The organism is Thiorhodovibrio frisius (assembly GCF_033954835.1).
Classification (GTDB): domain Bacteria; phylum Pseudomonadota; class Gammaproteobacteria; order Chromatiales; family Chromatiaceae; genus Thiorhodovibrio; species Thiorhodovibrio frisius.
In genome coordinates, this window is the sequence record NZ_CP121471.1 from 1,781,127 (window position 1) to 1,795,988 (window position 14,862).

Below are 14,862 nucleotides of genomic sequence, written 5' to 3' on the forward strand. Positions count from 1 at the left end.
AGGCGGCAACCTGCTGTCTAGGGAGCGGGCGAAAAGGTCGCGAGGGTGGACGCGGACAACTGGGTTCCGTTCGGGATGATGGCATAGTCACATTCCGCCATAAAGGGCGCGTCGATCAGGCTGTCGCCAACGCCGATGGTGAAGATGTCACCCCATTCTCCCCTGAGGTGCTCGATCAGATAACGTACCGCAAACTCCTTGCCCAGATGCGCAGGGATCACGGCCAGGTTGTTCTCATTGCGATGCAGCCGCTGCGCGCCAGCCTCGACCCAGGGCGTGATGAGTTCGCGCTGCAAGCGGTCGAGATCGGCCTCCTGGCCGTCGCGATATTTGGCGACCAGATAGAGCGGCAGCCCGAAATCCTCAATAATACGGACGCGAATGGCCAGTCGCTCGCGCGCGATCAGTGCCTCGGCCTGGTCGAGCAGCTCTCGCAGCGAGTCGATGCAGCCCTGCGCGCCTGCCGCCGTGCGTGCGATCCATTCAGGCTCGGGCACCCCGTCGGCATCCAGGATGATGCCGCCATAATCCAGGATGCGCCAGCTGGTGAAGGGCAGGTCTATCCGCTCAAAGGCGCCTTGATTGCGCGCCGTTGTCGGAATCAGCGTCGCCTGCCCGCCCAACAGCGCCCACAAGGAGCGCTGCCGGGCGGTCATGAACGAATGCGCGCTGCCATCGGCCAGAAAGGCCGCCGGTTGCAGATTCGGCTCCTTCGGGCACTTGCGCCGGGTCTGGAACAGGGTGTCATCCAGATCGACGAAGACGAATCGGCGCAGACTCTTAGCTCCCACGCAGCTATCCCGCTCAGCCGCCAATGAGTCGCTCAGCCTAGCTCGAACTCCGCCGGGTCGATATTCAGCTCTGTGGCAATCCGACGGGCCACATGCTTCTCGTCATCGTCGAAGTTGCCATCCGCGCCAGCGATGGCGATAGTCAGGCGCATAATCAGCCGGGAGGCTTCATCCTTGCCCTTCATCTTGCGAATGGCGTCATAGGCTTTTGCCTCGCCCAAGTCCTTGTCGAACTCCATTTGGGTCATGATGTTTTGGAAGGACTCGATAATATCCTTGCCAGAGAAAACCGACAGGGCTTCATAGTTCTCCATGAAGCGCATCATCTTCTGCTTTTCCTCAGAGGAGACGCTGCCATCGGCCATCGACATGAGCACCGAGCCGCCCACAGCTGCGTTCAGAAAGTCCTTATTCTTGAACTTCATCACCTCAGTTTTCAGCTCGGATGTCTTTTGCTTCAGGTTGTTGAGTAGGTCTTGGAACGCCATGCTATGCCTCTGTTTTTGGTGGTGAATGATTGAGGATCGGGCGGCCTGGAATCAATCCTTGCGGCCGCGGACCCAGTCCAGGCCCCAACGGTGGGCCTCGTCCATATCCTTGTGCCCGCGAAAATACTCGACTAGCTTGGTGATCTTGACCGCGCCGCCCTGATTTTCTAGCAGCGCAATGGCGCACATGGGCCGGTCGTTGCGATGCGAATCGAGCCGCACTTCAATCTCGGGTTGGTCCGGTGTTTGGAGACGAATCACCGCATCCGCTTCGGCCCAGTTAGGGGCGCCTTCGTAGATAAAGGCATAGATAAGCACGCGCCGAATCTGATCCCAATGCTGGCCATTGATGCGCAGGTTCTCGCCATCAGTGCTGGTGCCGGTGCGATCATCGGCATCGAGCTGAATAAACGGCGGCTGATGGTAGTTGCCGAGCGTGCCACCGAGCGCCTGCACCGCGCTTTTCGCACCGTTGTTCAGTTCGAACAGACAGCCAACGTCAAGGTCCGTCTTACCGCTGCCCATCAGGTTGCCGAAAAAGCCTTTCTTTGCTCCTGCTGCGACCGGTCGCCACTTAAGATTGATGAGGATCTCGCCAAAGGCGGCATTGCCCTTCTTTTCCAGCGAGATCGAGCTGCCGGATTTCTCCAGGGTGATTTTGCTGAGATTGACGGGCGGGCTGGCCGGCGGCGCGCTCGGTTGCTTGGATGATTGGGGCGGTGGCTCAGGAGCCTTGGGCGGCGAGGCATCTGCCGCCACGCTGCCGCCAAAATGCTCGACCAGAGCCGCGAGTCCACCATTGAAGCCCTGTCCCAGGGCGCTGGTACGCCAGATGCCGTCCTTGCGGTAAAGCTCCAGCAGCATGAGCGCGCGCTCAGCGGAAAAATCCGCTCCGCTGAAGGCGAAGCGCGCCAGTTCCCGGTCGCCGTCCATAAAGCGCACATGACCGCGACCGATCCCGGACATGGACCCACTGCCATCGAGCGCCGCTGTCAGCGTCAGGCGCTCGATGCTGGCCGGGAGCCGGTCGAGCGTGATCGCGAAGCTGGCGTCGTCGCCACTTGGGGTTGCCAGCGCCACGCCACCACAGGGCGAACTCGGCTGATTGAAGAACACCATGTAGCGCTCATCGGAGAGTTTGCCTGCGGCATCCAGCCCGAAGCAGGCGAAGTCGATGGTCATCCCGGGTGCCTCAATGGCGACACCCAGGGTAAAGCGCTGCCCGTTCGGGACCAGGTCGGCGACCTTGGCCCGTTGGCCTAGTTTGAGATCCATGGGCGGGCTCAGCCGACGTTGACGCCGTGCTGACGCGCGAGCGCCGCCAGGCCCCCGGCATAGCCCTGACCGACGGCCTTGAACTTCCAGTCGCCGCTGTGGCGGTAGATTTCACCAAAAGCCATCGCGGTTTCGGTCGAGTAATCTTCGGACAGATCGAAGCGGACCACTTCTTGGTTGTTGTCTCGATTGACCAGTCGCACAAAGGCATTGCTGACTTGGCCAAAACTCTGCCGGCGCGCGTCGGCGTCGTGAATGGTCACGACAATAATGAGCCGCTGAATCTCGGGTGGCACCTTCGAGAGGGTGACATGCACGGACTCATCATCGCCCTCACCCTCGCCGGTGAGGTTATCACCGGTGTGCTCGACCGAGCCATCGGGCGACTTTAGCTGGTTGTAGAAGATGAAGTGGCTGTCACCGGGTACCTTGCCGTCTTCTTTCACCATGAAAATACTGGCGTCCAGGTCAAAGTCCTGACCATCGGTTGCGCGCGCGTCCCAGCCCAGTCCTACCAGGACATTTTCCAGGTTGGGTGCTTCCTTGCTCAGATTGACATTACCGCCCTTATTCAAGCTGATCGCCATAGGATCCTCCAGTTGTGATTGATCAAGTTTGGGATTGGATTTATCCCCCAGCGCCGGCCCGTCCGCTCGTCGTCGATCATGCCGGGAGCGGGTCGGGGTGCCGGTAGGTCATGCAAGCTGGCCCCAAGTTATGCACCAGATCGGACAAATCATCAATCGGGGTTTCGTGACAAAGAATGATGCGGTCAAAGGCCGCTGGGTCGACATTGTAGAGATAGTTCGCAATACCTTCGCCATAATTGTCCTGAAAAACAAGCCGGCGCTGGATATCGGCGCCAAGCCGGATCGGCGAGCGGGTGGTGGCCTGGACTTGGGTCTCCAACCCCCGCGCTTCCAGCTCCAGGCCAATCCGGTAGGCCAGGTGCATATATTCTCCGGTGCCCAGCATCAGCACCTTGGCACCCGGCGCCAAATCCCGCGCCAAATCTTGGATATCGGCCTCGGGAAGCGCCAGACGGGTGTCAACCCCAAGACGCCCACTGCTGTGATTTGCGAGCTGCTCCGGCTGGCGTCGGTTATCTCCGACCGCCGAGGGTGGCAGTTGGGTCGCAATGCTTGCTGCGGGCGTGAATGTCAGTTCGGCTTCAAGCGCCGAGAGGGTGCTGACCGGTAGGCCAAGCTGTCGCGACCAGGCCGGCGCGGATTCAGCCCCGCTGAAAACGGTGATAGCAACAAAATGCACCCGTTCGAGATTCGGGTTAAGGCGCTGGTAAGCGGCGGCAAGATTGCAGAAGGTGGAGCCGGTGCTGATTTCATCATCGATCAGGATGAGTTCGCGAGCGGTGCGAAAACGCTCGCGCAGATGTGGATCGAACGGTTCGTAAAGCAATTGCTGCGGCGCATGGCAATGGGGCTCTTGGAACTCCAGGCGCGGCCAGTCCGGGAGATGATACCGGGTGGAATGCACAAAGAGCGCATCTGCATCTGGCTTGTGCTCCAGTAGCGCTTCGAAAACGCCTTGTCCCAGACCGGTCGCGGTTTCTGCCATGGCGATGCAGAGCCAGGGACCGGGGCCGAGTTCGAGTCGCCGGGCCAGGTGCGCATGAATCTCGCGCATCCGGCTGGGCGTCACCGGCCAATGCTTGCCCAGCACCTTGCTGACGAAGAGAAAACCGCGCTTGGGATTGTCGCGGGCCGCGAAACCGCAGAGGTCGTCGAGCGGAAACCGGGCCTTGCGGACTTGCAGCCGCAGCACCCCGGTGTCCAGCTCGATGTGATGCTCGGTCATCCGGCGTCGAGTCCGAGAGTTAACACTCAAAGATGAGGCTTGATCTGCGGGAGTAGTTCCTCGAAGGTGCGACCCTTGCCTGTTTCGCCAATGGCGTGCATTTTCCATTCGTTGTTGTGGCGATACAGTTTGGCCATGACCATGGCGTTATGCGAGCCTTGGCAACTGAGATCGTAGCGTGCAATTTCACTGTCGTTGGCGCCATTGACAATGCGGCAGAAGGCATTGGCCACCTTGGAGAAATCCTGTCCGGTGTAGTTATTGACGGTAAACACCAGGCTTTTGACATTGGCCGGGACCGCCGAGAGGTCGACCTTGATCTGTTCGTCGTCGCCCTCGCCCTCGCCGGTGAGATTGTCGCCGGTATGCTGGATGCTCCCGTCGCGGCTGCGCAGTTGGCGGAACCAGACCGCATCGGTCTGATTGCCCTGTTCGTCGAACATCAGGCAGGATGCGTCGAGGTCGATGTTGCCGCCACCACCGCCGAAGAGTCCACCGAGCATGCCGGTTTTCCCGGTCGCGGCATCCCAGCCCACCCCCATCACAATGTGGCTGAGCCCGCCGCCCGCTTCTTTGTCGAGTGAGATTTTTTGCCCTTTCTGCAAGTTGATACCCATTGCGCTCTCCTGTTGCACGATGACCGTGCCTGATTGCTGTTAATGACCGCCCTGCGTCAAAAGAGACGGGAAGGCTCGATTGATGCCGTATGACCCCATCCGGGTCGGAAACCCATTTATTGCCGCGCTTTAAAAATGCTGCGGTTGCGCGAGCAAATCACGACCTTACCCTGCCCTCGGAAGCGAATCACCAGTCCTTCTCCGGAGGTGACCGAGTTGACGATATTGCCAAAAAAGCCCCCGCCGGTTTTTGGGGTGCCAACCTCGAATGATAGAGCGGACGACCAGGCCACAACATGGCTGTTGTCGACCACTGTCTCACGCCCAGGTTCGATGTCGAGCGTGAATACGGAGCCAAAGCCGGACACCGCCAATTTGCCGCGCCCGCGAGCCTCCATGATGACGAAGCCACCGGTGCCACCAAATAAACCGCCGCCAAGGGTGTTTAAGCGAGGATTGACCTCAACGGTTGATTCCGCAGCCAGAAAACTGCCGTCCGACAGCACGAAGTCCGCGCCAGGTGCCACATCAAGCAGCTCGATCGAGCCCGGCAGTGCGGGCGAGAGCAGACAGTCGCCGTCACCGCTCACCGCCTCAATTTCCTGTTGAAACAGCGACTCGTCATTGGCCATGCGGCGCACCAGTGCCCGCCCGATACCGCCGCGCAGTTGTCCCTTTACCTGCAGCGGCTCCTCCATCATGACCATGGCATCGGACTCGCAGAAGATCTTCTCGCCCTTGCGCAGACTGACATGCAGAAAGGGGTCAATCTCGCCGGTAATCGTGAAGCTCGGCATCGGAAACCTCCAAGACGTTCAGGCAGGGTGTTTATGCCGTAACATCTAAGGTGCAACGGCAGTCTTATCGGCCGGGGTGGTCGGAGCCATCAGCGGTCACCCGGAGTATTCCAGGTGAGCAGAGTCGCACGAACACCAGAGGAGCCAGACGCCTCACTGCGCAATACCAAGACGCGAAGGCTGTCTGGCTAACTCAGTCGGCCGTCAATCAGCCATTAGCCAAGGTTGACGCCGTAATCCTTCGCCAGCGCCGCCAAGCCACCCGCGAAGCCTTGTCCGACGGCCTTGAACTTCCACTCGCCGGAATGACGGTAAATCTCGCCGAAGACCATGGCCGTCTCGATGGAGTAGTCCTCCGAGAGGTCAAAGCGCGCAATTTCGGTGTTGGTGTCCTTGTTGAGCACCCGCATGAAGGCGTTGCGTACCATGCCGAAATTCTGATTCCGGCTCTCCGCCTCATGAATGGTGACCGCAAAAACAATGCGCGTGACATCCGGAGTCACCTTCGGCAAGTCGATGGAGACAGACTCGTCATCGCCTTCGCCTTCGCCGGTGAGGTTATCGCCTGAGTGAACCACCGCGCCATCCGGGGAGGTCTTCTGGTTGTAAAAGACGAAATGCGCATCGGACAGCACCTTGCCAGAATCGCCGGTCAGAAACACACTGGCATCAAGGTCGAAGGCCGCGCCATCGGTTGAGCGCGCATCCCACCCCAGACCAACGGTCGCATTGGTCAATCCGGGATCGGTCTTGGTCAGGCTGACATTGCCGCCTTTCTGTAAGCTGATAGCCATCGTTTAGCTCCTGATCTCTTGTTTAGGGTGTGAAGAATATCTAGGTATGAGGAATCGAGTGCCCCGCGACCTTGTAGGTTGGGCATTGACCTGCGGGTTGCAACATGTCGGAATCGGTTCCGACGCCTGATTGTAAGCCAGTCACGGTCGGATTCGCACCTCCGGGTGATGTCCATTGAGCCAGTCGCTCGCGGATTGTGCCAGTTTGCCGGCCTGAAATTGCGTGCCGGGATGGCAAGTACCAACAGAATGGCTTAGGCTTCGGACCATTCGGCAGCCTGATCGCTGGCTGCCAGATTACGTAAAAATTCAACCCAGAAAGTCCTTGCGGGCCGCACCGAGAAACACCCGTGATCGGTCGCTCAAGGGGCGTTTTAGAGGACTCAAACCATGAAATTTAATTACCCAGGCCTTGCCGATGCCGAGGTCGAGCGCTCAAGGCGTGACCACGGCTCCAACGCCGTTGCCAGCCAGGAGTCGGAAACCTTCTGGGACAAGCTGATCGGGAACCTCAAAGACCCGATTATCATCATTCTGATTGTCGCGCTCATGGTAACAGTCGCCCTGACCGTTTTCGGTTACGCCGAATGGTACGAAAGCGTGGGTATCGCCTTCGCGGTGGTCATCGCCACCTTTGTCGCCACCTGGTCGGAATACAGCAACGAGCAATCCTTTCAGCGCCTGCTCGAAGAAGCCTCGCTGATTAAGGTCAAGACCTTCCGCAACGGTCATTTAACCGAAATCTCTATCAATGAACTGGTCGTTGGCGACCATGTGCTGTTGCAGCCCGGCGATACCGTACCCACCGACGGCCTGTTAATCGCCGGTCATGCCGAGGTCGACGAAGCCGCCCTGACCGGCGAATCCGAACCCGTCAAGAAAACCGCCTTACCCGATCCGGCCCCGACCGGCGAGGCCGCCGAGGAACATCAACTCGCCCGCGCCGGCTTGCTGGTCGATGGCGAATGCGTGATGCGCGCGACCGCCGTCGGCGATCAGACCCGTTACGGGCAGACCATGAAGGAGCTGCTCAGCGCGGAAGATCGGCTTTCGCCCCTGCAACACAAGCTCAGTACGCTTGGCGGTCATATCTCGACCTTTGGCTATATCGGAGCGACGCTAATTTTCTTCGCCTTCATGTTCAACACCATTTTCCTGCAAGGCGGTGGCATTGACGTCTACTGGGCCGCGCAGGATGGCGGCGCCATCGTGAAGGATGTGGTCACCGCCATGATTCTGGCCATCATTGTGATCGTTGTTGCCGTGCCGGAAGGACTGCCGATGATGATTGCGATGGTCCTGGCCATCAACATGAAAAAGCTGCTGACCGAGAAGGTGCTGGTGCGCAAGCTGCTCGGGATTGAAACCGCCGGCAGTCTGAACATGCTGTTCACCGACAAAACCGGCACCCTGACCCAGGGCAAACTGCAAGTGGGCGCCTTTGTGAATGGCGGCGGCGAGCGCTTCGAGCAGCTTGACGCCATTCCCACCGCTCTGCGCGACACCATCGGGTTCGCGCTCTGCCACAACACCAGCGCCGTCATCGATGCCAGCGATCCGACCGACCCCAAACTGGTCGGCGCCGACCGCACCGAACAAGCCCTGCTGCGCTTCGTCACGCCCTATCTCGCCACGGCGGGCGATGTTGAGATCGTCGACCTGATTCCCTTTAATAGCACGCGTAAATTCTCGGCCAGCCAGGTCTCCGGCGAGCGAAATCTCACCCTGGTCAAGGGTGCACCCGAGGTGATCCTGAAAAACTGCAAGCGCTGGCTGGATGCCAATGGCGAGGTTCAGGATCTGTCCAATCCAGACGCCTTGCAGCAAGCGACCGCTGAACTCTCGGGCCGCGCCATGCGCCTGCTGGCCGTCGCCATGACGGACACGCCGATCGACGGTTCCACCGAGCTGCCGGAATCCCTGACCCTGATTGGCATTTTTGGCATGCGCGATGAATTGCGTCCAACCTCCCACGCCTCGGTCAAGATCGCCAAAGACGCCGGCATTCATGTGGTCATGATCACCGGCGACGCCAAGGACACCGCCCAGGCCATCGCCAAGGATGTCGGCCTGCTAGAAGATGATCCTGACGCCATCGTGCTGACATCGTCTGAACTCGCAGACATGAGCGACGCGGAAGTCAAGAAAGTCCTGCCGCACCTGTATGTGGTGGCGCGCGCCTTCCCGACCGACAAAAGCCGACTGGTCAAGCTCGCGAAGGAAGAAGGTCTGGTCATCGGCATGACCGGCGATGGCGTGAACGATGCCCCGGCGGTCAAGAACTCCGATGTCGGCTTTGCCATGGGCAGCGGCACCGAGATGACCAAGGAATCGGGCGACATCGTCATTCTCGACGACAACTTCTCGTCCCTGACCAAGGCGGTGCTTTACGGGCGGACCCTGTTTAAGTCCATCCGCAAGTTCCTGATCTTCCAGCTCACCGTCAATGTCTCGGCGATTCTGGTGGTCTTCCTTGGGCAATTCTTTGGCTTCGAGCTGCCCCTGACCATGACCCAACTGCTCTGGCTGAACATCATCATGGACACCCTGGCCGGTCTTGCCTTCGCAGGCGAAGCGGCACTCGGGCGATACATGCACGAACAACCCCTGCGACGGGATGAGCCACTGATCAACAGCGATATGTGGTCCTCTATCCTGATCAATGGCGGCATCATCGCGGCGCTGAGCATTCTGTTCCTGACCAGCGACATCACCCAGAGCTGGTTCTCGGGAGGCTACGAGATCGGCACGGCAGAAGCCCAGGCCAAGTTCCTCACCGCTTTCTTTGCCTTCTTCGTCTTCGTGCAGGTGTTCAACACCTTCAACGCCCGCACCCAGGGGCTTGACCTGTTCGAGCATCTGCTCGACAACCGCCTGTTCAGCGTGATCATTCCAGGCATCATGGTGATTCAGGTCTTTTTCATTACCTTTGGCGGCGAGATTCTGCGCACCGTGGGTCTGTCGATCTCGGAATGGATCATTGTGCTCTTGCTTGCCATTCTGATCATTCCCGTCGATTTGGCCCGCAAGCTTGCGCGCAACAAATGGTTCGGTAACCCGGTACAGGAAGGCTGATTGTTCGTCGCCCGAAAACGGCGAACGGCGAATGGCAAAGGGCCCGTCAATCAGCGCGAAGTCTGTTCCGTCCCTGGCCGCTCACAGCGGCCAGGGGCGGGCGCTTCGCCACCTGATTTGACTGGCCAGCTCACTGATCCTTAAACCTTGGAGGAGTAGTCAGAATGGCAAGTCAATGGCAACAACGGGGCGAGGGATTTATCAATGCCAGCATGGACTTCGTCGGCGGCGCCGGCAAAGCCTTCAAAGGGCTTGGGTCCCGCATTAAACGTGGAAAATACAACCAGTTCATCGAGACCTTTTGCGCGGTCGCTGGTGATGTGGCCTCCCGCAATGGCCGTTTCATGCCCGAAGAAATCGCCGGACTCAAGCGTTTTCTGATCGAAAACCATGAGAACGAGGTCTTCAGCGCCTACAACTCCGCCGAATTGATCGAGAAAATTCAGGACTATGCCATCGCGTCATTCCTCGGCGACGAGGAGAAGACCCTCCGCGCCCTGCGCGGCATCGAATCCGGCAGTGACGAAGCGAAACTGGTCATCATCGGCGGCCTCGCCATCGCCTTCAGCGACGGTGAGTGCGATCAGAACGAAGCCGGCGCCATCGTTGACTATGCGCAGCGCCTCGGCGTCGACCTGAATCAACTCGCAGCCGAATACAGCCTCAAACTTCCGGCCCTGGAACCCAAGCGCATACCAGCGCCCGACGCGCCGCCGCCCAGTCCCCCAGCGCTTGAAACAACAGCGCAGACCGCGCAACCCCTGTGCAAGCGCTGCTGGTCCTTTTTGCAAGCCGGCAACACCCAGTGCGATTGCGGTCGAGATTTTAGCAACGACTATGTGGCCTAGCCGGCATCGTCCAGGCGCGTTCGCGCCACCGTCACGCCATCGCCGTCGGGCAAGTTCATAGAGCGGCTAAAACACCAGGCTTGAGGAAGACCAGCATGAGTAACAGGCGACTACCCGTCTATATCCTGCTCGACACATCCGGATCAATGCGCGGCGAGCCTATCCATTCCGTCAATGTCGGCTTGCAAGCCATGTTCAGCGCCCTGCGCCAGGATCCTTACGCGCTGGAAAGCGTCCATCTCTCCATCATCACCTTCGACATCGAGGCACGCGAATATCTGCCGCTCACCCCCTTAGATGAGGTGCGGCTTGAGGAGATACAGACACCACAATCTGGCGCAACCTTTCTCGGCGCCGCACTCGAACTCCTGATCGAGCAGGTTGATCGCGACATCCGCAAAAGCACCGACGACAAAAAGGGCGACTGGCGCCCCTTGCTCTTTGTGATGACCGACGGCAGCCCCTCGGATCTGCACGCCTACCGACAGGCCATCATAAAGCTCAAAAAACGCCACTTCGGCTCCATCGTCGCCTGCGCCGTCGGCCCCAAGGCCAAGCTCGACCTGCTACGCGAACTAACCGACCGCGTGGTCCAACTCGACACCCTCGACGCCGCCGCCTTCTCCAGTTTTTTCAAATGGGTCTCAGCCAGTGTCGCGGTCGGCTCAAGCAGCGCCGGACTGGAGGATCAAGTAACCCTGCCGCCACCGCCAGCCGAGGTGCAGTTGGTTCTCTGACTATCGCCGATACCGATCTGAAAGAACTTCGACGTGGTGTCTGTGCTGGAAGATAACCATGTCATCGCTCTTTTGGACAGTTCTTGAACTCCCTCGGCACGGACACGCTTTTTGGCGAGGTTTAAGGAATCATGGAAAGACGAGAAGCTGAAACCTTATTGCGAACGGCCATAGGCGATTCGGCAGGGTGCTTTCGTGACGGCCAGTGGGAGGCCATCGACGCGCTGGTAAACCATCGGCAACAGCTCATGGTGGTGCAGCGCACGGGCTGGGGGAAAAGTTCTGTCTACTTCATCAGCACTCGGATTCTGCGAGATTCAGGGGCTGGACCCACGGTGATCGTCTCTCCCTTGCTGGCGCTGATGAGGAACCAGATCGAGGCGGCACAGCGACTTGGAATTCGCGCCGAGACGATCAACTCGACAAATCAGCAGGAATGGCCAAAGGTGCAGCGGAAAATCCTGTCGGATCAAGTCGATGCCATCCTGATTTCACCGGAGCGGCTGTCCAACGAATCCTTCGTTGAGGAGGTTCTACTCCCGATTGCCGACAGAATCGGCCTGCTGGTCGTAGACGAAGCGCATTGTATCTCGGACTGGGGGCATGATTTTCGGCCAGACTACCGTCGTCTTGTAAATATTCTTCAGCAACTACCGCCGAACGTGCCACTGCTTGGAACCACGGCCACTGCGAATAATCGCGTGATCAAGGATGTTCAGTCGCAGCTCGGCGACATCGAGATTCAACGCGGTACCTTGGTTCGCGAGAGCTTGGTGCTCCAAACCCTGCGCATGAAAGATCAAGCATCGCGTCTCGCTTGGTTGGCTCAGCGCATTCCTGAGTTACCGGGCACCGGAATCGTTTACGTGCTGACGGTTCGCGATGCGGAGCAGGTCGCAGAATGGCTCCAATCTCAGGGGATAGAGGCGCGGGCATACTACGGTAGCGTCGAGCATCCAGACTTTGCGGACAAGCACAAATATCGAGAACATCTCGAGGATCTGCTACTTCACAACAAGATCAAAGCACTGGTTGCGACGACGGCACTGGGGATGGGCTACGACAAACCGGATCTCGGTTTCGTTATCCACTATCAGACCCCTGGGTCGATCATCGGCTACTACCAACAGGTCGGTCGTGCCGGACGAGGGATCGATACGGCGTATGGCGTGCTGCTGTCCGGCAAAGAAGACGAGGATATCCACGAGTTCTTCCGGCGCAGTGCATTTCCGGATGAGCGGGATGTCAATGCGATACTCGACGTTTTGGCAGCAAGTGACGGTCTTTCATTACCGCAGATTCAGTCCCGGTTGAATCTCAGGCAAGGCCAGATTGAGAAGGTATTGAAGGTCTTGAGCGTCGAGACGCCAGCACCGCTGATCAAGGAAGGAAGTCGCTGGCTCCGTACCCCTGTCCAATACACAATGGACCACGAGCGTATTCAGCGCCTTACCGAACAGCGAGAAGGTGAATGGAAGCAGATTATAGACTACGTAGACAGCCAAACGTGCCTGATGGCGTTCCTGAGAAACGCACTCGATAACCCCGAAGCAACTGAGTGCGGAAGGTGTTCGGCATGTCGGGGCGAGCCGGTCGTCGGGATCGATGTGGATCGAGGGCTGGCCGTCAAGGCTGGGCAATTTTTACGTCATGCAGAAATGACCTTTAGCCCGAAAAAACAGGTTGATCGCGGTGCATTTGCCACCTACAACTTTTTGTATGGCCCAGGTGGGCGTGTTCCTCAAAGTTTGTGCGCAGAGAATGGTCGAATCCTGTCGCGCTGGGGTGATGCGGGTTGGGGTGGCTTGGTCACCGACGACAAGCACACGGGGCACTTTCGCGATGAATTGGTCGGAGCCGTGGCCGACATGATCGACCAGCGGTGGCAACCTGATCCGGCTCCGCGCTGGGTGACCTGCGTGCCTTCCCGAAACCATCCCAACCTGGTGCCCGATTTCGCCCGAAGGCTTGCCGCTCGCCTTAATCTGCCTTTCGTCGATGCCATCGACAAGGTTCGCGATAACGAGCAGCAAAAGATGCAGCAGAACCGCTTCCATCAATGCCGTAACCTTGACGGAGTCTTCCAAGTGGCGGCGCAGATTCCCTCGGGTCCACTGCTGCTGGTTGACGACATGATTGATTCTGGGTGGACCGTCACAGTGCTTGCTGCTCTGTTGCGGCGGGCCGGTAGCGGGCCGGTATTTCCTGTTGCGCTAGCCTCCACGACGAGTGGTGATTGAATGACGGTCTCTGCGAATACACAAGCCATCCTGCTTTTAACAACCCACTTCAACAAGACCGAATCGGCCCTAATCAAGCCGCTTTCGCCCAGGGAATGGGGACGATTTGCTGACTGGCTTTGGCAACAGTCGCTAACGCCGGAGCATTTGCTGCGGGGCGATCTGCACAACCTGCTGGCCGAGTGGCACGACAAGGCTGTTTCCATTGAAAGAGTGGGGGCTTTGCTTGATCGGGGATCGGCCTTAGCAATCTCGATGGAAAAGTGGCTGAGGTCCGGTTTATGGGTGATGACCCGCTCAGATCCGGACTATCCGCGACGATTAAAGCAGCGTCTGCGGGGTGACTCACCCGCCGTATTGTTTGGCTGCGGTAACAGGAATTTACTCAATGGCGGCGGACTCGCTGTGGTTGGGTCACGCAAGGTCAAGGATGCGGATTTAGCCTATAGCAGCAAGCTCGGCGCGCTTGCTTCGGAAGCTGGGGTTTCGATTGTTTCCGGTGGAGCGCGTGGTGTCGATGAGACGACGATGCTTGGTGCCCTTACGGTAGAAGGAACAGCGGTAGGCGTATTGGCTGATAGCCTACTGCGTGCTTGCACAAGTGTGAAGTATCGAGAATATCTGCTGAACAACAGTTTGGCTCTGGTCTCGCCGTTCAATCCCGAAGCCGGGTTCAACGTGGGGAACGCAATGCAGCGTAACAAGTATATCTACTGCCTAGCGGACGCAGCGCTTGCCGTGCATTCGGGTAAGACGGGTGGCACTTGGAACGGTGCGCAGGAAGACTTGAACAAAGGCTGGATACCTCTGTGGGTCAAGCCGACACATGACCCCGAAGCCGGTAATGCGGCGTTGATCGCCGCTGGGGCTTCGACAGCGCCTGCTAGCATTGATGAGGTGAATGTCGTCGCGTTTTTCGGAGCAGGTGAAAAGCCGCCGAAAGCCGATTTGCAGTTATTTGAACAGGTATCGATGGCTGTGGAAGCATCATCGCCCCCACAGGGGCCTAATGCAGAGGCAGTTCCTGGGAGCGAAGTGCAGAAAAAGTCAACGCGGGTGGTTGATGACAAGGAAAAATCTTCTGTGCCCGAAGAAATTGGTAGTAGGGGGGTGCCGCAGGTCGCAGACCTATCAAAGATTACTTTTTATGAACTTTTTGTAGCCAAAGTTAAATCGCTTTGCGCGGACCAGCCACGGACTGCTGAGGAAATGGTTGATGCGCTTGCGATCAGCAAAACGCAGGCGAACGCTTGGCTTAAACAGGCTGTTCAAAATGGTGAGTTGAAGAAACTCGCTAAACCAGTGCGATACGAGGTGGACGGCAGTAAGCAGGGAGTTTTTGCACTGGAGTGAATAGACAGCTCTGAGAACAGCGTACTCAACTC

Annotated in this window: 13 protein-coding genes; 5 read left to right on the forward strand and 8 right to left on the reverse strand. The window is 58.4% G+C overall.

Features of this window, described 5'->3' with window-relative positions:
* Window positions 1-17 precede the first annotated feature (17 nt).
* The 8 genes from Thiofri_RS08270 to Thiofri_RS08305 all read right to left on the reverse strand — a co-directional run bounded on the left by Thiofri_RS08270 (window position 18) and on the right by Thiofri_RS08305 (window position 6,577).
* Window positions 18-791, reverse strand: a complete 774-nt coding sequence (locus Thiofri_RS08270; protein ID WP_223296721.1) for an HAD family hydrolase — start codon at window positions 789-791, stop codon at window positions 18-20.
* A gap of 32 nt (window positions 792-823) precedes the next feature.
* Window positions 824-1,279, reverse strand: coding sequence for a tellurite resistance TerB family protein (locus Thiofri_RS08275; protein ID WP_009148198.1), 456 nt, complete (start codon window positions 1,277-1,279; stop codon window positions 824-826).
* A 51-nt stretch (window positions 1,280-1,330) separates the two neighbouring features.
* Window positions 1,331-2,554 (reverse strand): TerD family protein, encoded by a 1,224-nt coding sequence (locus Thiofri_RS08280; protein ID WP_009148199.1) that lies wholly within the window; start codon window positions 2,552-2,554, stop codon window positions 1,331-1,333.
* 8 nt (window positions 2,555-2,562) lie between these two features.
* Window positions 2,563-3,141, reverse strand: coding sequence for a TerD family protein (locus Thiofri_RS08285; protein WP_009148200.1), 579 nt, complete (start codon window positions 3,139-3,141; stop codon window positions 2,563-2,565).
* A 76-nt stretch (window positions 3,142-3,217) separates the two neighbouring features.
* The gene (locus tag Thiofri_RS08290) at window positions 3,218-4,369 is read right to left on the reverse strand and encodes a phosphoribosyltransferase domain-containing protein (protein WP_009148201.1); all 1,152 of its coding nucleotides are present in this window, start codon (window positions 4,367-4,369) and stop codon (window positions 3,218-3,220) included.
* Window positions 4,370-4,395: 26 nt separating this feature from the next.
* Window positions 4,396-4,986 carry a TerD family protein gene (locus tag Thiofri_RS08295; protein WP_009148202.1) on the reverse strand — a complete coding sequence of 197 codons (591 nt, stop codon included), beginning with the start codon at window positions 4,984-4,986 and terminating at the stop codon, window positions 4,396-4,398.
* Window positions 4,987-5,102: 116 nt separating this feature from the next.
* Window positions 5,103-5,783 (reverse strand): TIGR00266 family protein, encoded by a 681-nt coding sequence (locus tag Thiofri_RS08300; protein ID WP_009148203.1) that lies wholly within the window; start codon window positions 5,781-5,783, stop codon window positions 5,103-5,105.
* 215 nt (window positions 5,784-5,998) lie between these two features.
* Window positions 5,999-6,577, reverse strand: a complete 579-nt coding sequence (locus Thiofri_RS08305) for a TerD family protein (RefSeq protein ID WP_009148204.1) — start codon at window positions 6,575-6,577, stop codon at window positions 5,999-6,001.
* A gap of 390 nt (window positions 6,578-6,967) precedes the next feature.
* Between Thiofri_RS08305 and Thiofri_RS08310 the strand changes: the two genes are divergently transcribed.
* The 5 genes from Thiofri_RS08310 (at window position 6,968) to Thiofri_RS08330 (ending at window position 14,830) form a co-directional block, all read left to right on the forward strand.
* A complete protein-coding gene (locus Thiofri_RS08310) occupies window positions 6,968-9,652 on the forward strand; it encodes a calcium-translocating P-type ATPase, PMCA-type (RefSeq protein ID WP_009148205.1) in 2,685 nt (894 codons plus the stop codon).
* 164 nt (window positions 9,653-9,816) lie between these two features.
* The gene (locus Thiofri_RS08315) at window positions 9,817-10,500 is read left to right on the forward strand and encodes a tellurite resistance TerB family protein (RefSeq protein ID WP_009148206.1); all 684 of its coding nucleotides are present in this window, start codon (window positions 9,817-9,819) and stop codon (window positions 10,498-10,500) included.
* Between the two features lie 95 nt (window positions 10,501-10,595).
* Window positions 10,596-11,237, forward strand: a complete 642-nt coding sequence (locus tag Thiofri_RS08320; protein ID WP_009148207.1) for a vWA domain-containing protein — start codon at window positions 10,596-10,598, stop codon at window positions 11,235-11,237.
* A 131-nt stretch (window positions 11,238-11,368) separates the two neighbouring features.
* A complete protein-coding gene (locus tag Thiofri_RS08325) occupies window positions 11,369-13,477 on the forward strand; it encodes a RecQ family ATP-dependent DNA helicase (RefSeq protein ID WP_009148208.1) in 2,109 nt (702 codons plus the stop codon).
* Complete coding sequence (locus Thiofri_RS08330) at window positions 13,478-14,830, forward strand: DNA-processing protein DprA (protein WP_009148209.1); 1,353 nt, start codon at window positions 13,478-13,480, stop codon at window positions 14,828-14,830.
* The last annotated feature ends 32 nt before the right edge of the window (window positions 14,831-14,862 follow it).